Source organism: Janibacter limosus, from assembly GCF_004295485.1.
Lineage (GTDB): Bacteria > Actinomycetota > Actinomycetes > Actinomycetales > Dermatophilaceae > Janibacter > Janibacter limosus_A.
On sequence record NZ_CP036164.1, the window covers coordinates 2,649,335 to 2,667,916 of the forward strand.

Annotated in this window: 19 protein-coding genes; 5 read left to right on the top strand and 14 right to left on the bottom strand. The window is 70.5% G+C overall.

From position 1 onward, the window contains the following. Position 1: 1 nt before the first annotated feature. The 3 genes from EXU32_RS12645 to EXU32_RS12655 all read right to left on the bottom strand — a co-directional run bounded on the left by EXU32_RS12645 (position 2) and on the right by EXU32_RS12655 (position 2,551). A complete protein-coding gene (locus tag EXU32_RS12645; protein WP_130630225.1) occupies positions 2-364 on the bottom strand; it encodes an NADH-quinone oxidoreductase subunit A in 363 nt (120 codons plus the stop codon). A 78-nt stretch (positions 365-442) separates the two neighbouring features. Continuing rightward, positions 443-1,753: a geranylgeranyl reductase family protein gene (locus tag EXU32_RS12650; protein WP_130630226.1), complete on the bottom strand. Its 1,311-nt coding sequence runs from the start codon at positions 1,751-1,753 to the stop codon at positions 443-445. Between the two features lie 102 nt (positions 1,754-1,855). After that, positions 1,856-2,551 carry a demethylmenaquinone methyltransferase gene (locus tag EXU32_RS12655; RefSeq protein WP_130630227.1) on the bottom strand — a complete coding sequence of 232 codons (696 nt, stop codon included), beginning with the start codon at positions 2,549-2,551 and terminating at the stop codon, positions 1,856-1,858. A 41-nt stretch (positions 2,552-2,592) separates the two neighbouring features. Between EXU32_RS12655 and EXU32_RS12660 the strand changes: the two genes are divergently transcribed. Then, positions 2,593-3,894, top strand: a complete 1,302-nt coding sequence (locus tag EXU32_RS12660; protein WP_130630228.1) for an isochorismate synthase — start codon at positions 2,593-2,595, stop codon at positions 3,892-3,894. Between the two features lie 10 nt (positions 3,895-3,904). Here the strand turns inward: EXU32_RS12660 and menD are convergent, their stop codons facing one another. From menD to EXU32_RS12690, 7 genes are all read right to left on the bottom strand, one after another. Next, positions 3,905-5,653, bottom strand: a complete 1,749-nt coding sequence (gene menD, locus EXU32_RS12665; RefSeq protein WP_242612784.1) for a 2-succinyl-5-enolpyruvyl-6-hydroxy-3-cyclohexene-1-carboxylic-acid synthase — start codon at positions 5,651-5,653, stop codon at positions 3,905-3,907. A 29-nt stretch (positions 5,654-5,682) separates the two neighbouring features. Then, positions 5,683-7,134, bottom strand: a complete 1,452-nt coding sequence (locus EXU32_RS12670; RefSeq protein ID WP_130630230.1) for a hypothetical protein — start codon at positions 7,132-7,134, stop codon at positions 5,683-5,685. Continuing rightward, a complete protein-coding gene (locus EXU32_RS17205; RefSeq protein WP_165399667.1) occupies positions 7,131-7,427 on the bottom strand; it encodes a hypothetical protein in 297 nt (98 codons plus the stop codon). Before EXU32_RS17205 ends, EXU32_RS12670 begins: the two co-directional genes overlap by 4 nt. A gap of 94 nt (positions 7,428-7,521) precedes the next feature. Next, positions 7,522-8,529 carry an o-succinylbenzoate synthase gene (locus EXU32_RS12675; RefSeq protein ID WP_130630231.1) on the bottom strand — a complete coding sequence of 336 codons (1,008 nt, stop codon included), beginning with the start codon at positions 8,527-8,529 and terminating at the stop codon, positions 7,522-7,524. Continuing rightward, entirely contained in the window at positions 8,526-8,930 is a 405-nt protein-coding gene (locus EXU32_RS12680; RefSeq protein ID WP_130630232.1) for a VOC family protein, read from the bottom strand. Before EXU32_RS12680 ends, EXU32_RS12675 begins: the two co-directional genes overlap by 4 nt. A gap of 34 nt (positions 8,931-8,964) precedes the next feature. After that, positions 8,965-9,957: a GTP pyrophosphokinase gene (locus EXU32_RS12685; protein ID WP_130630233.1), complete on the bottom strand. Its 993-nt coding sequence runs from the start codon at positions 9,955-9,957 to the stop codon at positions 8,965-8,967. 39 nt (positions 9,958-9,996) lie between these two features. Then, a complete protein-coding gene (locus EXU32_RS12690; RefSeq protein ID WP_130630234.1) occupies positions 9,997-10,851 on the bottom strand; it encodes a hypothetical protein in 855 nt (284 codons plus the stop codon). Between the two features lie 210 nt (positions 10,852-11,061). Between EXU32_RS12690 and EXU32_RS12695 the strand changes: the two genes are divergently transcribed. Then, positions 11,062-12,507, top strand: coding sequence for a GntP family permease (locus EXU32_RS12695; RefSeq protein ID WP_130630235.1), 1,446 nt, complete (start codon positions 11,062-11,064; stop codon positions 12,505-12,507). 52 nt (positions 12,508-12,559) lie between these two features. Here EXU32_RS12695 and EXU32_RS12700 read toward each other — a convergent pair whose 3' ends face one another. Continuing rightward, complete coding sequence (locus tag EXU32_RS12700; protein WP_130630236.1) at positions 12,560-13,012, bottom strand: DoxX family protein; 453 nt, start codon at positions 13,010-13,012, stop codon at positions 12,560-12,562. A 117-nt stretch (positions 13,013-13,129) separates the two neighbouring features. Between EXU32_RS12700 and EXU32_RS12705 the strand changes: the two genes are divergently transcribed. From EXU32_RS12705 to radC, 3 genes are all read left to right on the top strand, one after another. Continuing rightward, complete coding sequence (locus tag EXU32_RS12705; protein ID WP_130630237.1) at positions 13,130-14,086, top strand: 1,4-dihydroxy-2-naphthoyl-CoA synthase; 957 nt, start codon at positions 13,130-13,132, stop codon at positions 14,084-14,086. A 104-nt stretch (positions 14,087-14,190) separates the two neighbouring features. Next, entirely contained in the window at positions 14,191-14,430 is a 240-nt protein-coding gene (locus tag EXU32_RS12710) for a DUF3024 domain-containing protein (protein ID WP_165399668.1), read from the top strand. Positions 14,431-14,483: 53 nt separating this feature from the next. Further along, positions 14,484-15,140, top strand: a complete 657-nt coding sequence (gene radC / locus EXU32_RS12715; protein ID WP_207233794.1) for a RadC family protein — start codon at positions 14,484-14,486, stop codon at positions 15,138-15,140. Here radC and EXU32_RS12720 read toward each other — a convergent pair. From EXU32_RS12720 to EXU32_RS12730, 3 genes are read right to left on the bottom strand one after another with little or no spacing between them, the layout of a single operon-like run. Beyond that, positions 15,124-16,266, bottom strand: a complete 1,143-nt coding sequence (locus EXU32_RS12720) for a restriction endonuclease subunit S (protein WP_165399669.1) — start codon at positions 16,264-16,266, stop codon at positions 15,124-15,126. The two genes, radC and EXU32_RS12720, sit on opposite strands and share 17 nt — an antisense overlap. After that, positions 16,263-17,759: an N-6 DNA methylase gene (locus tag EXU32_RS12725; protein WP_130630240.1), complete on the bottom strand. Its 1,497-nt coding sequence runs from the start codon at positions 17,757-17,759 to the stop codon at positions 16,263-16,265. The genes EXU32_RS12720 and EXU32_RS12725 overlap by 4 nt, the downstream gene beginning before the upstream one ends. Then, a complete protein-coding gene (locus EXU32_RS12730) occupies positions 17,756-18,526 on the bottom strand; it encodes a nucleotidyl transferase AbiEii/AbiGii toxin family protein (RefSeq protein WP_165399670.1) in 771 nt (256 codons plus the stop codon). The genes EXU32_RS12725 and EXU32_RS12730 overlap by 4 nt, the downstream gene beginning before the upstream one ends. Positions 18,527-18,582 lie beyond the last annotated feature (56 nt).

Below are 18,582 nucleotides of genomic sequence, written 5' to 3' on the forward strand. Positions count from 1 at the left end.
GTCAGTCCCACTCGAACCCACCGCGACGCCACACATAGGCATCAGCGATGAAGAACGCGTTGAACAGGAAAAGCACCACGGCACCGAGCGTGAAGGCCCCGAGCTCGTCGAAGGCGACGGCGAAGGGGTAGAGGAAGAGCGCCTCGATGTCGAAGATGATGAACAGCATCGCGGTCAGGTAGTACTTGACCGGGAAGCGGCCGCCCTCAGCGGCCTGCGGGGTCGGCTGGATGCCGCACTCGTAGGCCTGGGCCTTGGCCACGTTGTAGCGCGCCGGACCGACGACCAGGCTCGTCCCGACGGAGACGAGCGCGAAGCCGAGGCCGAGCGCGAAGAGGATGAGCAGCGGGATGTAGGGGTTCATCGCTGCGCCTCGCTTTCTTGTGTGTGATGCACGCCATGCCCGATCCTAGGGGTGAGCCGGGACTGCCCGGCGCCCGCCTCACGCATTGGGCGCCACCTTGGTCATGAGCTGGACGAGACGGTCGTCGAGACCGCCGCCCTTCTCCTCCGGCAGGTTGGCCATGAGCTTGAGCATGAACTTCATCAGGGTCTGCCGCGGCAGCCCGTACTTGGTCGCCAGCCGCATGATCTCCGGCTTGCCGATCAGCTTGGCGAACTGGGCCCCGAGGGTGAAGTAGCCGCCGTGCATGTCCTTCATCCGCCCGATGTAGGACACGAGCACGCGCTCACGGTCCGCGGCCGTCGGCCGGGCGAGCGCCTGGACGATCGTCTCGGCTGCGGCGTGACCGGCCTCGAGGGCGTAGTCGATGCCCTCGCCGTTGAAGGGGTTGACCATGCCGCCGGAGTCACCGACGAGCATCAGCCCGTCGGCGTAGAGCGGCTGGCGGTTGAAGGCCATCGGCAGCGCAGCGGCGGTGATCTCGCCGGTGATCGTGCCCTCGTTGATGCCCCACTCGGCCGGCATCGTCTCGACCCAGCGACGCATGACGTCCTTGTAGTCGGTGCGACCGAAGGCCTCCGAGGTGTTGAGCACGCCGAGCCCGATGTTGGATCGGCCGTCGCCCAGCCCGAAGAGCCAGCCGTAGCCGGGCATGAGGATGCGACCGCCCTCGGGCGTCGTCGACCACAGCTCGAGGTGGCTCTCGAGGTACTCGTCGTCGTGGCGGGGGGTCTCGTAGTAGGCGCGCACGGCCACGGCCATCGGCCGGTCCTCGCGCTTCTCGCGGCCCATCTTGACCGAGAGCCGGGAGGAGACGCCGTCCGCGGCGACGACGACGGGCGCCCGGTAGGTCTCGCGCTCGCCGGTGGCCTTGCCACGCTCGTCGACGACCTTGGCCGTGACCCCGACGATCCGGCCGGACTCGTCACGGATGGGCTCGGAGACATTGCGTCCCTCGAGGAGCTCGGCGCCGCAGGAGGCTGCGTGGCGGGCCAGCACCTCGTCGAGGTCCTGGCGGGCCCGGACCATGCCGTAGCCGGGGAAGGAGGTGACGTCGGGCCAGTCCAGCTGCAGCCGCATGCCGCCGCCGATGATCCGCAGGCCCTTGTTGTGGGCCCACCCGTCGGTCTCCGACAGGGGGATGCCGAGGTTGATCAGCTGTCGCACCGCGCGCGGCGTCAGGCCGTCACCGCAGATCTTGTCCCGGGGGAAGCGCGACTTCTCCAGCAGGACGACGTCCTTGCCGGCCTTGGCCAACCACGCGGCGGTCGCGCTGCCGCCGGGTCCGGCTCCGACGACGATGACGTCGACACTGCGGTCACCGTCGGCCGCAGGCAGAGAACTGGTCACGAGAGGGTTCCTCAACTGCTTGTGAAGTATTTCACGATCGCCCGAAGACTACTCGGTGGGAACACCGCCGGTCACACAGGTTGACCTAACTTGCCGAGTCCCTCAGCTCGCCTTGCTGGCTCGGTGCAGCGCCACGACGCCACCGGTCAGGTTGTTCCACTCGACGTCGGCCCACCCGGCCCCGGCGACCATCCGGGCGAGCGGCTCCTGCGCCGGCCAGGACTGGATCGACTCGGCGAGGTAGACGTAGGAGTCGGGGTTGGAGCTGAGCCGGCGGGCCACCGGCGGGAAGGCCGCCATGAGGTACTCGGAGTACACGGTGCGGAAGACCTTGTTGACCGGCTGGCTGAACTCGCAGATGAGCAGCCGGCCGCCGGGCCTGGTCACCCGCAGGAACTCGCGCAGCGCCACCTCGGGCTCGACGACGTTGCGGAAGCCGAAGGACATCGTCACCACGTCGAAGGACTCGTCGGCGAAGGGCAGCCGGGTCGCGTCGGCCGCGGTGAAGTGCAGCTCGGGGCTCTGCTTGAGCCCCTGGCGCAGCATCCCGAGGGAGAAGTCGGCAGAAGCGACCTGTGCGCCGGCACGACGCAGCGGGATGGAGGAGGAGCCGGGACCGGCGGCGATGTCGAGGATGCGATCGCCCGGCTGGGGGTCGATGGCCCGCAGCACGGCCCGGCGCCACAGCCTCGTCTGCCCCAGCGACATCACGTCGTTCATCAGGTCGTACTTCGCGGCGGTCTCGTCGAACATCGCGGCGACGTCCTTGGGGTCCTTCTGCAGGGTGGCGCGGCTCATGTGCTCATCTTCGCACCTACAGTCGTAGGCTGTTGCCCGCCATGACCTCACCATCGCCCGTCGACGTCCCCCACCCGCTCGGCTCCCAGCACCCGGCGTTGGTCGTGCGCACCGTCGCCGTCCCGACCGCTCGCGTCGGCGACCTGCTCGCCCTGCTCCCCGAGCCCGAGGACGCCGGCGACATCGTCTCCTGGGTCCGCAAGGGCGAGGGCTTCGTCGGCTGGGGACGTGTCGCGACCTTCCGTGCGACGGGCGTCGACCGCTTCGAGCAGGCGCAGTCGTGGTGGCGTGGCGTGACGAGCGAGGCGATCGTGCGCGACGACGTCGACGAGCCCGGCACCGGCCCCATCGCCTTCGGGTCCATGGCCTACTCCCGCCGCTCCGGGACCGAGTCCGTGCTCGTCGTCCCCGAGGTCGTCGTCGGACGCCGCGGGGACCTCGCCTGGGTCACGACGACCACCACCGACTCGACGGTCCCGCCGGCCGACGAGCCGCTCGCGGCGCAGCCCGACCCTCGTGACCCGGGAGAGGTCGTCTTCGCCGACCGCGACCTGAGCACGCAGGGCTGGGCGCAGGCGGTCGAGGAGGCCGTGGCCCGGATCAGCACCGGCACCCTCGACAAGGTCGTCCTCGCCCGGGCCGTCCAGGCGACCGCGGGGCACCGCATCGACCCGCGCTGGCTCCTCACCCGGCTGGCCGAGGACTACGACACGACCTGGGTCTTCGCCGTCGACGGCCTCGTCGGGGCGACCCCCGAGATGCTCGTCCGGCTCGAGCGCGGCCTGGTCACATCGCGCGTGCTGGCCGGCACCATCCGGCGCACGGGCGACGACAGCCATGACCTGGCGCTCGCCGGGTCGCTGGCCCGCAGCAGCAAGGACCTCGAGGAGCACGAGTACGCGGTGCGCTCGGTGGCCGACGCGCTGACGGCGCACACCTCCTCGATCAACGTGCCGGAGACTCCCTTCGTCCTGCACCTCAACAACGTCATGCACCTGGCGACCGATGTCGCGGGCGTCGTGCGTGACGGGTCGACCTCGCTGGCGCTGGCCGCGTCGCTGCACCCCTCGGCCGCCGTGTGCGGCACCCCGACGATGGACGCCGACACGGTCATCGCCGAGCTGGAGCAGATGGACCGGGGCCGCTACGCCGGTCCGGTCGGCTGGATGGACGCCTCGGGCGACGGCGAGTGGGGCATCGCCCTGCGCTGCGGCTGGTACGAGAGCCCGCAGTCCCTGCGCCTGTATGCCGGCTGCGGCATCGTCGCGGGCTCGGTCGCCGAGGACGAGGTCGCCGAGTCGGTGGCCAAGCTGATGCCGATGCGCAGCGCCCTCGGGGGCTGAGCGCTCCGCCTCAGTCCGCGAGCGCCGCGACCACCGCGTCGCGCGATGCCTGACCGGCTGCCCGCCTGGCACCGGGATCGACCGGGACCCGGATGACCCGGATACCGGTGCTCGGGCGGCTCACGAGCTGCGCCAGCCCGGCAGCGTCCGTCACCGTCGTGGCGGGCACCCCGTGGGCCGCGCAGAGCAGCTCGATGTCGGTGCCGGTCGGCGTGGTGAAGAGGCGCCGCATCGGCCCCTCGAGCTCGGCGACGCCGTACTCGAGGGTGCTGAAGATGCTCCCGCCGTCATCGTCCACGACGACGATCGTCAGGTCGGGCCGAGGCTCGTCCGGGCCGATGAGCAGGCCGTTGGCGTCGTGGAGGAAGGTCAGGTCGCCCAGGAGAGCGAGCGTCGGGCCGGGCCGTGACAGGGCCAGACCGACCGCGGTGGAGACGCATCCGTCGATCCCGGCCAGACCACGACTGGTCACGATCTCGACGTCGTCACGCACGTGCGCCGTGCCGTGCGCGATGTCGCGGGCGACGCTGCTGCTGCCGAGGAAGAGGGCGCTGTCCTCGGGGAGCGCGTCGTGGACGACCCGCGCGGTGACCGGCCCGTCGAGGTCGGCGTCGGCGCGGGCGTCGGGGGCCAGCGCAGCGGCGACCCGCTCACCCGCGGCCAGCCAGGTGCGGGCGAAGGGAGTGACTTCCTTCCCCTCCCCCTGCACCCCGAGCGCGGCGAAGGGGTGGACCGCCGCGGCCGTGTGCGTGGCATCGGCCCACCCGGCGGCGCCGGGCTCGCCGGGAGTGACCACCTCGACCCGCAACCCGGGCGTGCGGGTGAGCGCGGGGACGGCCCGGCCCAGGGTCGGTCGGCCGACGACGACGACGCGCGAAGGGAGGTGCTCCCCCACCCAGTGCGCGGCCGCGAGGATCCGGTCGCCGTGCGGCAGGACGAGCGGGCTGCCTCCCGGTCCGGGCTCGGCGATGACGGGTGCTCCGTGGTGCGTCGCCCAGGCGAGCGCGGCGGCGCGGTGCTGCGCAGTCGGCAGCTCGCCGATGACGACGAGGGTGTCGGGGTCGTGGGCGAGGAGGGCGGCCGGCCCGGCGACCGGGGTGGCAGTCCAGGTGGCCGGCTCGGGCAGGGCGACCCACGCAGCGCCGTCGGGTCGACCGAGCAGGGGGTCGGGGAGGCCGCCGCTCGGCGCGAGGTCGCCGCCGCTCGGGGCGAGCGGGTCGCGGTAGGGCAGGTCGAGGTGCACCGGACCGGCCGTACCGGTCCCGCCGAGCGCTCCGGTGGCCGCGGCGACGGCCCGGGCCGCGGCCGTGCGCCACGCCGGTGCCTGCCGCGACGGGTCGGCGGGGGTCTCGAGCTCGAGGGCGAGGCGGACGTGCTCGCCGTAGACGCCGATTTGGTCGGTCGCCTGGTTGGCGCCGATGCCGCGCAGCTCGGGAGGGCGGTCCGCGGTGAGCAGCAGGAGGGGGACCGCGCCGTGGTGCGCCTCGAGCACCGCGGGATGCAGGTTGGCCACGGCCGTCCCGCTCGTGGTGATGACGGCGGCGGGACGCCGGGAGGTCTTGGCCAGGCCCAGCGCCAGGAAGGCCGCGCTGCGCTCGTCGACGCGCACGTGCAGCCGGATCCGACCAGCGACCTCGAGGTCGTGGGCGGCGTAGGCCAGCGGGGCCGAGCGCGAGCCGGGGCAGAGCACCACCTCGCGCAGCCCCAGCCGCACGAGCTCGTCGAGGAGGACGCGCGCGCCGGTCGTCGAGGGGTTCACGGGCCCGATCCTGCCACCTGTCTCGTGACTCATCGACGCTCGATGTCGTAGTCGATCGTCACGGTGGGACCGCCGAAGCCGCCGACATAGGCCGTCGCGCCGTCTCGCCAGGCAGCGATCGAGCGGTCGTCGCTCGCGTCGACCATGCGGGCCGTGTCGGCGTAGAGCCCGTTGTCGTGTGCCTGCGTCGCCCGGCCGTCGGACCCGAGCTCGTCGACGACCGACCGCTCGACGGTCACCCAGCTCTCCCGGTCAGGGTTGTCGGCCCCCTCGGCGGCCGGCACGAGGTCCTGCGTGTGCTCGAGGCTGAGGACCGACACGTCCGGCGGGATGTCGAGACGGGCGACGGGAGCCGCGGAGGTCACGACGTGGGTGATGCCCAGACGGGCCCTGAAGGCGGGGTCGGCCGCGAGCGCCGCCGCCGTCAGCCCACCCTGGCTGTGCCCGGTGACCATCACCCTGGGGGGCCCGGTGTCACCCGTGCGGCGGCGGGCGTCCTCGACCGCCTGGACGACGGCCCTCATGGTGCGGGTGCGCTGGCCCGCGGCGAGCAGGATGTTGCTCGTCATGTCATAGGGGTTGCTGCCGGCGCGTGGGTCGAAGGTCTGCGTCCCCGGCACGTCCACCACCCAGGTCCAGGAGCCGTCCGGCTGGGGGATCCCCGACACCCGCACCCGCGACCCGCCCGAGGTCGGACCGTCACCCGCCACGAGGTCGCCCACCCCACGGGGCGCCACCCCGGCCTCGGGCTCGTGCGCACTCAGACGGATGTCCGCACCCGACTCGTCGAGCAGGACACCCTGGGTCGTCGCGAGGACGACGGCGAGCGCCTCCTCCTGCGTCCGGGGTGGATAGGTGGCTCCTGCCCGGCCGCTGCGCCAGGCCATCCACACGCCGAGGGCGGGCACTCCCTCGCCGAGGCCGAGCACCAGCCCGTCGAGGCCGTCGGCCACTGCGGGGACGAGCCACGGGTGGTCGTAGAGGATCTCGTCGACCTCTCGACCGAGCCCGAGGCCCACCGCGACGGCTGCGTCACGGCCCCCGGGCACGGACAGCACGACCGTGGCGACCGGGGCGATCGCCACCCCCGCGCCCAGGAGCACCGGCCCGGCCCGGCGCCCGATCCAGCGACCTGCCGCGGTCGCGATGCCGTCGGTCAGGGCCTCCGCGGCGTCCTCGCCCGCCCGGTAGCTGCGCACCGCGGCCGTGGTCGCCAGCGACGTGGCCACGACGTCGGCTGCCACGCCCGTCACCCCGGTCGCTCCTGAGCAGCCGAGGAGTGAGCACTCCACGGCCACGAGCTCGCGCGGCGCGAGCACCCCGGCCAGCACCATCGCCGGCTCGGTCGCGGCCCCGGCCACCGACACGGCGATCTCCGCGAGCTGGGTCCCGATGCCGCGCAGCCGCTCGGCGGACTCCTCGAGCTCGATCAGCGCCACCGACAGCCCGGCGACGCCCCCGCTGACCTCGATGCCGCTCACGGCAGCAGCCCGACGGTCAGGTCGACCTGAGCGACCAGGTCGAGCCGGGACTCGGCGACCACCTGCAGCTCACGGACCAGCCGCGCGCTCTCGCGCACCCGGCCCGCGAGGGCGATGAGGTCGTCGGCGTGCCCGGCGACCCGGTCGCGGTGCAGGTCGGCGGCACCGCCCTGCCAGCTCGTCGCGGTGGCGACGCGCACCTGCGCGGCGCAGGTCTCGAGCCGCCTCGCGCACCGATCGAGTCGGGCCGCGGTCCCGCTCAGCTCCCCCGGGAGGAATGTCCCCATGTCCATGAGCACAGCCCACCGCCTCGACGAGGTGGGCGGGGCTCCCTTCGCCCCGCTGTGCACGTCGGGGCGAGCCCGGATGGGGGCTGTGGAGGAGCGCTCAGTCGCGGGCCGCCCAGGCCGCGCGCACCCGCTCGCGCCACCACTGCTGTCGTGGTGCGGGCGACGCGTGGCGCGCCAAGAGGTCCTCGGTGGGCTCCACGTCGCGCACGGGGAGGACTCCGCCGGCGGGCAGGAGCGGGTCGGTGGTGACGTCAGCGGCCAGCAGCGCGCCGGTACCGAGCCCGCAGGCGTGCTCGAGGCTCGGCAGTGCGGCGGCGAGGGCGACGCCGGCCCGCAGCCCGACGCTCGAGTCGATGGCCGAGGAGACCACGGCCGGCAGGCCGCACTCGTCGACGATGCGCAGGGCGGCGGTGACGCCGCCGAGCGGTGCGACCTTGACGACGATGACGTCGGCGGCGCGCAGCCGCGCCACCTGCATGGGGTCCTCCGCCTTGCGGATGGACTCGTCCGCGGCGACGGGTACGTCGACCCCGTTGTGCGCCAGGTCCACTCGCAGATGGGCCAGGTCGCGCACGTCGGCGCAGGGCTGCTCGGCGTACTCCAGCCCGAAGGGAGCCAACCTGGCCAGCATGTCGGCCGCCTGGGTGAGCGACCACCCGCCGTTGGCGTCCACGCGGATCCGCGCGTCGGGCCCCATGAGATCGCGGACGGCGGCCACCCGGTCGATGTCGTCCTGCTCGGTCTGACCGCGCTCGGCGACCTTGACCTTGGCCGTGGTGCAGCCGTCGTAGCGGGCCAAGACCTGCGCGACGCGCTCGGCGGGCACCGCGGGCACCGTGGCGTTGACCGGCACCTCGGTGCGCACCGGGTCGGGCCAGCCGGTCCACGCGGCCTCGATCGCGGCGTCGAGCCACCGTGCCGCCTCGGCCGGTCCGTACTCGACGAAGGGAGCGAACTCGCCCCACCCGCAGGGCCCGTGGACGAGCGCCACCTCCCGCTCCTCGACGCCGCGGAAGCGGGTGTTGAGCGGCAGGGTCACCACGCGCAGCCCGTCGACGAGCTCCTCGACGGAGTCCGGCCCGGGCTGGGTCCGGGTGCCGCTCACCGGTCGCGGGAGGAGAGCACGCAGAACTCGTTGCCCTCCGGGTCGGCGAGCACGGTCCAGGTGACGTCGGGGGTCTGGCCGACGTCGACGCGGGTCGCCCCCTTGGCCAGCAGCGCCTCGATCTCGGCGTCACGGTCCTGGTCGATGTGTGGGGCGAGGTCGATGTGCAGACGGTTCTTGATCGTCTTGCCCTCGGGCACGGGGGCGAAGACGAGCGACGTCCGGCCCGTCAGCCACGTCGCGGTGTCGTCGACCGGGTCCTCGGTGTGCTCGGGAGGCACGACATTGCACTCGAACTCGTCCTCGTACCCGATCCGCCACCCGAGCACGTCGGCCCACCACCTCGCGAGGGCGGCGTGGTCGTGCGCGTCGACGGACAGCTGGTGGAGGTGCAGGGCCATGGGCCCGACGGTAGTCGCAGCCCCACGCCCGTCGTCAGTCGGTGAGCCGGCCGAGCCGGGCCCGCAGCAGCCCGACCCGGTGGGCATTGCCGTGCAGCGCCACGTAGCGGTCGCCGTGGACGGACAGCAGAGCGTCGTCGAGGCGGCGGACGGCGCCGGGTGGGTAGCGGTAGCCCATGTGGCCCTCGATCGATGCGACGTCGACGTCGCGCAGGACCTCGCGCAGCTCGGAGAGCGAGCTGATGCCCAGCTCGAGCAGCAGCCCGCTGATCCACGCGTAGTGATCGGTGCGTGACCAGCCGGCGTCGGTGAACTGGCCGGCGAGGAAGGCCGCCAGGTCGGTCGGGCTGATCCGCGGGTCGTCGTCAGCCGCCTCGGCCGGCGAGGTGAGCTCCTCGCGGTGGCGGTCCCTGATCGCCGAGAACTGCTGGTCGGCCAGCTCGAGCAGCCCCGCCGCGAGCGTGAACCGTCGGTCGAAGTCCGGGGCGTGCTCGTCCGAGACCGACCCCTTGTAGCGGACGTCGTGCTCGAACTCGGCCCAGGCGTGCTGGAGGACCGTGCGGATCTGCACCGAGGCCGGGCGGTCCGTCGGGATGCCCGCCTCGGCGCGCTCCTCGTCGAGCGCGACCAGCAGGTGGCGGCTGGAGTAGCCGAAGCGTCCTGCGTCGGCGGTCTCCTGACCCATGTCGCGGTCCTCGCGGACGACCAGCTGCGAGGAGAGCAGCTGGGCGACCGCGTCGACGTCGGCGAGGACATAGGTCACGACGCGTACGCCGACCTGGTCGGTGATGTCGGTGAGCGGCTTGGGGTGCGCCAGCCGGCCACCCTGCAGCCGTCGGGCCGCCTTGCCGGCGAAGGACTCCACCGACTTGGTCCGCCCGGTCACGGCCAGGTAGTTGATGCCCGCGTCGTCCAGCAGCCGGGTCACGAGAGCGACATAGGCGTCGGTGACACCGCGCAGCTCGTCGTGGCTCGCGGCGTATCGCTGGACAGCCCGGCGGATCCGGGTCGACTGCGTGCTCGCCATGGGGACATGGTGCACCACGGGCCGCCCGTGGAGGCCGCGTCACTCGTCACGGACCTTCCCCGCGAGGGCCCGATAGGTCAGCAGCTCCCGGCGAAAGCTGCTGACGAGCAGGCGCACATCGCCGAGCACGTACACATCAGGGACCTCCGACGGCGCACACCCGTGGGACCACTGCCGGCCACCGATCACCTTGGACAAGGTCGCGGACCGACTGCTCGGCGCCGAGGTCGTCCCGAGATCACGCAGCCAGTGGGCCACGGTGAAGGGGGCACCAGAGCCGACCAGCGCGTTGGCCTTGGCGATGCAGTGCACGACGACGGCGGCGATCTTTTCCGGCTCGAGGTCACGCCAGATGCGCAGCATGTCGGCGTCCACAGCGGCCGCGAGCAGGTTGCGGCAGGCGCTGAGCATCTCGTCGGCGAGGAGCCACCCGGCGGCGGCCCGCGCAAGCTGCTCGTCGATCGCCAGAACCAGCTCCCGCTCCGGGTCGGGCAGCGAGCTCGCCTCGACCGGTGAGGATGCTGGCAATGGCCGCGCGTCCAGGGTGTCGAGAGCCTCCTCGCCCCCGACGACCCGCCCGAGCCAGTCGACCATCGCCTCGTGCGGGGGCTCTCGGACGCTGATCCTCTCCACCCTCGGAGCCGGTGACGGGTGCAGGTGCTCCATCTCCATGGCCGCGCACTCGTACCCGCTGCCGCTCACCGCCTCGTACGTCACGTCGATGACCCGGCCCCTGAGGACGACGATCTGCGTGAGCTCGCCCATGCCCTCGCGCGGCGGCCCCGGCTCGTACGCGTCGTACTGCCCCGTCCCGTCGTGGTCGTCGTCCCTGGCCAACCATCGGCCCGGACCGGACGGCAGTCCCTCCGGTGCGCGGATCCAGTCCTCGAGCATGTGGTGTCCTCCCGTCGGGGCCACCGCCTGTGGGTGGCCGTGCACCCACCCCACCGCCTGCGGGAGGCGAGGGGGCACCCCCTTCGCCAGCTGTGGAAGGACCACGGACCGGCAGCCGGGCTGTGGAAAGGCCACGGGACGATCTCGACGACCGACCCGACCCGACCGCTCCGACATGTGACGCCGGTCACCACCACGTAGGGTCGCAGGGTGGACATCGCACTGACGCTCATCGCGATCGCCCTGGCGATCCTGCTCATCATCCGCTTCAAGGTCGACCCGGTGATCTCGCTGATCATCTCGTCGGTCTTCCTCGGCCTCTCTGCCGGGGTGGGCCTCGCGGACACGGTCAAGGAGATCACCGGCGGCTTCGGCGAGATCATGGGCGAGGTCGGTCTGCTCATCGGCTTCGGGGTGCTCATCGGCTCGCTGCTCCAGGCAACGGGCACCTTCCGCGCGCTCGTGGAGATCATCGCCCGACGGGTGGGCGGCAAGCTCCCCTATGCGATGACCGCGGCGCTCTCGACGATCTTCCCCTCCATCTACGTCGACGTGCAGGTCGTCCTCGCCTCGCCGATGGCCCGCCAGGCGGCGCCCGTCGTCGACCGCAAGCGGGGCCTGCCGTGGCTCGCCGGCGCGATCGGTGTCGGCATCTTCTCCGGCTACGTCTTCGTCGTCCCCGGCCTGGCCGCCGTCGCGGTGGCCGGCCTGCTCGAGGTGCCGCTCGGCCGCTACCTCGTCTTCGGTGTCCCGATCGGTCTGGCCACCGCGCTGCTGACGACCTTCATCTTCCGGGCCCTGCTGGCTGCCGGCCTGTGGGACGAGACGACCGACATCGACCCCGACGAGGAGGAGCACCCGGACAACGCCGGGCACCGCGCCTACCTCGCCCGCGCCGACGCGGAGTCCGGGGCCATGACGTCCGGTGCCACGACGTCCGGGACCACCGGCGCCGACGCCGACCTGGACCACCCCGACGAGGTGCCGGAGCGCGCCCTTCGCCTGCCTCTCCTGCTCCGCCTGTCGCCGATCCTCGTGCCGCTCGTGCTCATCGCCTTCGGCGCCTTCATGGACCTCTTCGACCGGAGCAACGACGTCATCGCCTTCATCGGCGACGCCAACATCGCCCTCTTCGTCGGCCTGCTCATCGCCTTCGTCATCGGGCGCACGACACTCGGCTCGGACGGGACCGAGGGGGCTCTGTCGACCGGCTTCCGCACCACCGGCGAGATCCTCCTCATCACCGGTATCGGCGGCTCGCTCGGCGCGGTCATCAAGGCCACCGGCCTCGGCGACACGCTCAAGGGCCTGTTCTCCGCGGACGCCGGAGCGCCCGTGCTGATCAGCGTGCTGCTCGCGTGGTTCATCGCGGCCCTGCTGCACTTCGCGATCGGCTCGGTGTCGGTCGGCGCCATCACGGCGGCCGGCATCATCGGCCCGGTCGTCGCGTCGACCGGCGTCGACCCGGTCGTCATCGGCCTGTCGATCGCGTCCGGCGCCATGTTTGCCCTGCACGTCAACAGCAACTTCTTCTGGATGTTCAAGAGCCTGCTCGGGCTCTCGACCAAGGGCGCGCTCAAGACGCTGACGCTGTGCACCTCGCTCGGTGCGGTGGTCTCCCTGCCGATGGTCCTGCTCGTCAGCCTCGTCGCGTGAGCGAGGCCCCCTTCGTCGTCGTGACGAAGGGGGCCCGCCCCACCGGTCGTGGTCAGGCCTCGACGCGCTCCCGCTCGGGGGCGTCGACCACGGCCCGGCCGCGACGACCGGCGAGGACGGCGTCGAGGGACCAGGCACCCGGGCCGGCGAGGGCCAGCGCCGCGGCGACCGCGCCCAGGAGCAGGACGAGCTCGTACCCGCCCTCGGCGACGAAGAAGCCGGCGGCCAGGTGGACGATGAATAGCGCCCCGAGCATGACGAGCGCGTAGACGGCGCCGACGACCCGGGTGGCGAGGCCGAGCACGACAAGGATCCCGCCGACGACCTCGATGACGAGGGTCAGTGGACCGGAGACGCCCGCAAGCGGGACTCCCATCCCGGCAAACATCTCCCCGACTCCACCGAACCCGGCGGTCGTGAGCTTCTGCCAGCCGTGCAGGAAGATGGTCAGTCCGGCCACGACCCGCAGGACGAGGAGGGCGGAGTCGATCTGGTGGCGGCGCATGCGCGCGGTCCTTCCGGTTGATTGCACAAACAACGGTTGTCACTTTAACTTTTCGGGACGAGGTCGCCAACCCGAGCGCCGGCCGGTCGCAGCACGCAGGTCAGTAGGCTCACCTGCGTGAGTGCACTGGACAACGTCAGCGAGACCTTCGACCCACAGGCCTGGGAGGTGGTCCCCGGCTTCGAGGACCTCACCGACCTGACCTACCACCGCGCCAAGGACGTCGGCTGCGTCCGGATCGCCTTCGACCGGCCGGAGATCCTCAACGCCTTCCGTCCGCACACGGTCGACGAGCTCTACCGCACCCTCGACCACGCCCGTCGCACCCCCGACGTCGGCGTCGTCCTGCTCACCGGCAACGGCCCGACACCGCGCGAAGGCAGCAGCGCGAGCACCGAGGGCTGGTCCTTCTGCACCGGCGGTGACCAGCGCATCCGCGGCCGCTCCGGCTACCAGTACGCGGCCGACCCGACCGGCGACGACAGCGTCGCGGGCATCGACGAGCGTCGCGTCAAGGCCGAAGGGGGGCGCCTGCACATCCTCGAGGTCCAGCGCCTCATCCGCACCATGCCCAAGGTCGTCATCGCCCTCGTCGGCGGGTGGGCGGCCGGCGGCGGTCACTCGCTGCACGTCGTCTGCGACATGACCCTGGCCAGCCAGCACGCGCGCTTCAAGCAGACCGACGCCGACGTGGGCTCCTTCGACGGCGGCTACGGCAGCGCCTACCTCGCCAAGATGGTGGGGCAGAAGCGTGCTCGCGAGATCTTCTTCCTCGGCCGTGCCTACACCGGCCAGGAGATGTACGAGATGGGCGCGGTCAACGCGGTCGTCGACCACGCCGAGCTCGAGACCGAGGCCCTGACGATGGCTCGCGAGATCATGGCCAAGTCCCCCACCGCGATCCGGATGCTCAAGTTCGCCTTCAACCTCACCGACGACGGACTCATGGGCCAGCAGGTCTTCGCCGGCGAGGCGACCCGTCTGGCCTACATGACCGACGAGGCCGTCGAGGGGCGCGACCAGTTCCTCGAGAAGCGCGAGCCGGACTGGTCGCCCTTCCCCTGGTACTTCTGATGCCTCGGACCTCGTTGCCGGAGACCGACCTGCGTCGGATCACGGCTTACTGCGAGGAGAAGTGGCCGGCGCGATTCGCGGATGAGGTCCGCGCTGAGCATCACGTGGGCGGACGCAGCGTCACCGTCTGCGAGACGCGTGCCCCGTGGAACGGCGAAGGGAGTTGGACCCACCAGCCCATTGCGCAACTGAGGTACCAACCAGATGAGGGTCGTTGGACGCTGCACTGGGCGGATCGCAACAGCCGGTGGCACGAGTACCACGAGGGTGGCATCTTCACCGGCTCTGCGGCCGAGCTCCTCGCAGAGCTTGAGGAAGACCCCACCAGCATCTTCTGGGGCTGAGGCCCTGTGGATGACGCAAGGCGTCGCGCGTCCATCTGCCCTAGCGTCGACAAGTGCCACCAGACCACCTGACCTCCGACCAACCGCGGGAGCGACTGATATCGCTGGGTGCAGGTGCCCTCTCTGACGCGGAGCTCGTCGCGATCCACCTCGGCACCGGCAGGAAGGGCGAAGGGGTGCTGACTCTCGCCCGGTCATTGCTCACCGAGTGGGGTGGGGTAGGCGGCTTGGCGCGGGCAGACGTCGACGAGCTCTCCCGGACACCCGGAGTCGGTCCTGCGAAAGCGTGCCGGCTCGTCGCGGCCTTCACCTTGGCCGATCGGATCAGCCCTCATGACGGTGTGACGGTCACGACCTCAGCAGACATCGCAAAGATCGCGGCGAGCCGGATCGGACGAGCAAGGACAGAGCAGGTGCTCCTCATCCTCATGGACGGCGGCAATCGCGTCCGACGAGCCGTAACCGTCGCAAGCGGCGGCGCCACGGGCAGTCTCGTGCCGGTGCGTGACGTGTTGGCGCTCGCCTTTCGCCACGATGCCGTGGCGATCGCGCTGGCGCACAACCATCCTGGCGGGTCGGTCGAACCGAGTGCCGACGACGTGTCCGTCACCGAGCGGCTGCGACGGGCGTGTGACGAGGTCGGTGTGCGCTTCCTCGACCACGTGGTCGTGGGTGGCGCTCAGTGGCGCAGCGTCACCGCATCGCGGTGAAGATCTCGTTGCGTGCAGCTGGCAACATCCCGTCTCTCAGCACCTCACGGCGCTTGTCGATTCGGCTGAGCGTCACGAACTGGTCCCGCAAGAGGTCGAGACGTCTCGTCAATCCGGGCTGAGCAACACGAATGTCCGGGACCTCCATAGCAAGCAGGGTCTTCAGGCTGAGTCTTGGCAACTGAAGGCGATTCGTAGCGGCGACCGCACGGTCCAGCACGTGAGCGCTTCGCAAGAGGTGCGCAAGAAGTTCCGGAGCCAGCCCATCGACTGGCTCAAGGATGAACTGCTCAACTGAACACAGGCCTGTCCGGTCAGCGACCCAGGCCTTGTTGAGATACGGCCGCAGGTACCCGAAGGTCACCTGCCCCGGCCTGAAGAGGAACTTGCGCCCGGTCTCCTCGTGGATGGCGCGAGATCCCAGACGATCTCCAGTGTGAGACGCGATGTGCTCCAGACCGACGAACTCTGTGGCACCTTGCAACGGCTCGCCAGGGTGGATTGTTGTATTGACCACGGAGAGCAACTCACCCACTGTCGTGACCGGCAGGCCTGCCTCCGTAATTACATCGCCAACCACCGTCGGCAACCTCTGCAGAGGAAATGTGATCGATTCCGACGCGAGATGCGCAACGTAGTCTTGAACTGCGTCGAGATGGGCGGCGATCCGGCGCTGTTCGTCGATGGGCGGGAGGGGGATCCTCAACTCCTCGAACAACTTCTTACCCAGCGTCCGATTGCGGACCTGCGTGCCGGGGCTAGCCGATCGGAGCTGGCCCAGCCCTCGTTCGCTCACGAAGTAGTGGGCGAGATATCGAACGTCGACACGCTCCGTCTTGGGAACGTAGGGCAAAAATCTGTTTGAGGCGACATACCCCGTTTCAGCCTCCGACGTAACCGCAACCGCCGCTTCCCATGCCTGGATATTGCTCAGGATCAGTGCCTCTGTGGGGAAGGTGTAGTAGCGGAGACTGCCCATCTCAGTGCCGGGAACTTCTGACCGGTGCAGTAGCCCCCGACCCCAAGAGTAAATACCGATCCGCTTGTAGGACTCGGTCAACTCGATATCGATCGGAGTGCGTTGCAGCTCCAGCACGTCACCCACCCGCACCCACTCGACACTCACTTTGCGAAGTCCTTGATCTCCAGCTCCAATTGCTCGAGCAGAGTCAGCATCTCGCGCTCGGTCTCGATGAGCTCAGCAATGAGCTCAGCCGGCGGTCGGTGTGACAGGTCATCCGGCCGATGGGGGTTGCGCAGGTCGAGGTTGTACCCCGACTCGACGATGTCCGTGACCGGCACCTGCCAGGCCTGCGTGGTCTCCCTTCGCCCCTCACGGTCCTGGCCGCCCCACCACGCGGCACAGTCCGCGAACTCGTCATGGGCCAGCGGCTTGGTCTTCGTGTAGTTCTTGCGCCCCTCGGGCAGCGGGTGCTCGTAGAACCACACCTGCTCCTGCTGGGGCCCGTGCTCGAAGAAGAGGACATTGCTGGGGATGAGCGTGTACGGCGCGAAGACACCGTTGGGCAGACGGAGCACGGTGTGCAGATTGAAGTCCTTCATCAGGGCCTTCTTCACCCGCCCGCCGATCCCCTGATCGAAGAGCACCGAGTTCGGCACGACGATGGCACACCGCCCCTTGGTCTTCGTCAGGCGTGCCATCACTGCTTGGAGGAAGAGCCACACGGTCTCGGCCGTCTTCATGCCGCTCGGGAAGTTGTCCTGGATCCCCTTCTCCTCTTCACCGCCGAAGGGCGGGTTGGTGAGGATGGCGTCGACCCCGTCATGACGCATGTCCGCGATCGAGCTGGACAGGGCATTGGTCTGCGCGACGGCAGGACGGTCGATGCCGTGGAGCAGGAAGTTCATCTGTGCGAGCAGGTGGGGCATCGACTTCTTCTCGGTGCCCCTGATCCCCAGCTGGACCGCCTCGAGCTGCTTGGCCGTGGTCGCCGCCGCCCGCATGTGATCGAAGGCTTCGACGAGGAAGCCGCCCGTGCCCATCGCAGGGTCCATGACGACCTCGCCGGGCTGCGGGTCGACCATCTCGGTCATGAACCGCACAAGTGGCCGAGGCGTGTAGAACTCGCCGGAGTCACCCGCTGCATCCCGCATCTCCTTGAGCATCGACTCGTAGAGGTGCGCCATCGTGTGGATGTCGTCCGTGTTGGCGAAGTCGACCTTGCCCAGCTGGCCGACAAGGTCTGCGAGCAGGTAGCCGCTGTGCATCCGGTTGTCGACGTGCTTGAAGATCTGGGCCACGGTGTCCTTCGGGTCACCGGCCCGACCCGATCCACGCAGTTCGCGCAGGTGTGGCAGCAGCTGCTCCTCGACGAAGGTGAGGAGCGCAGAGCCGGTCCGGTCACCCTTGGTCCACTCGGACCACCGGTACCGTCCGACGACCGCAGGCACATAGTCGGGGTCGTTGATCTGGCGCTCCTCCTCAACCTCGTCGAGAGCGCGGAGGAAGAGGAGCCACGCCAGCTGCGGGAGTCGATCCAGCTCACCGTTGAGGCCAGCATCCTTGCGCATGATGTTGCGCGATTCCTTGATCACCGACTGCAGGCGAGCGCGAGTGGTCGGCGGTTGGGTGGACTTCTTGGTCCGAGGAGGCGTCACGCGGAGGTTCCTTCATCATCGATAGCTGCGGAGTAGAGGTCGGTCACCAGGGTGTGAGCGGCGGCAAGGGATCGGTGGGGAGTACCAAGATCACTCAGGAGGCGGGCCAGGTCGTCCTCCCACGACGCCGGAGGTTCAGGGAGCGAAGGGGGCGGCCGGGACTGATCGCGAGCACTCCACACCACAGCGAGTCGCTCGCTCAGGCGAGGCGGATCAGTCAGGAGACCAGCGTCGATGAGCAGGACGAGGTCGACCAGGTCCTTCACCCGGGAGAATGTCCGGCCGCCGGAGTACAGGCGAGCGTATGCGTGCAACTTTTCGGCGGCGTGCTGATGGACATCAATAGCTGCGACCGTGACCGGGCCACACCCTGGCGCGGTGATCGGAGCACGCACCTCGAGCGGCTCGGTGGCCCCAGCGACCTCCTCGACCTGCCCGACGAGGTCGAGCTTGATCCGCTCGAAGGGGGCGCCGTCCACCAGAGCGTCCACGGAGACCCGCCAGGCGGGGCTGCCCGCTTCGTCGGCCCGAAGCCGGCGAGGGACGCCCGGACGGAATGAGAAGCCGTCGTCGAAGGAACCACTCGCCAACGCGTGCTCCAGCGCATCGAGCACATCATCGGGATCGGACGCCAGGGCCATCCGGCCGACCAGGTCGATGTCCTTGGTCGTCCGGGCCACATCCCCGAGCCGGACCTCCAGGCAGAAGCCGCCCTTGAGCACCAATCCCTGCGGTGCGAGCCGTCCGAGCAGTCGTTGGAAGACCAACCCCCTGCGGATCCGATGGGCATCCTCCCCACGGTCAGTCGCAGCAATCCGGATCC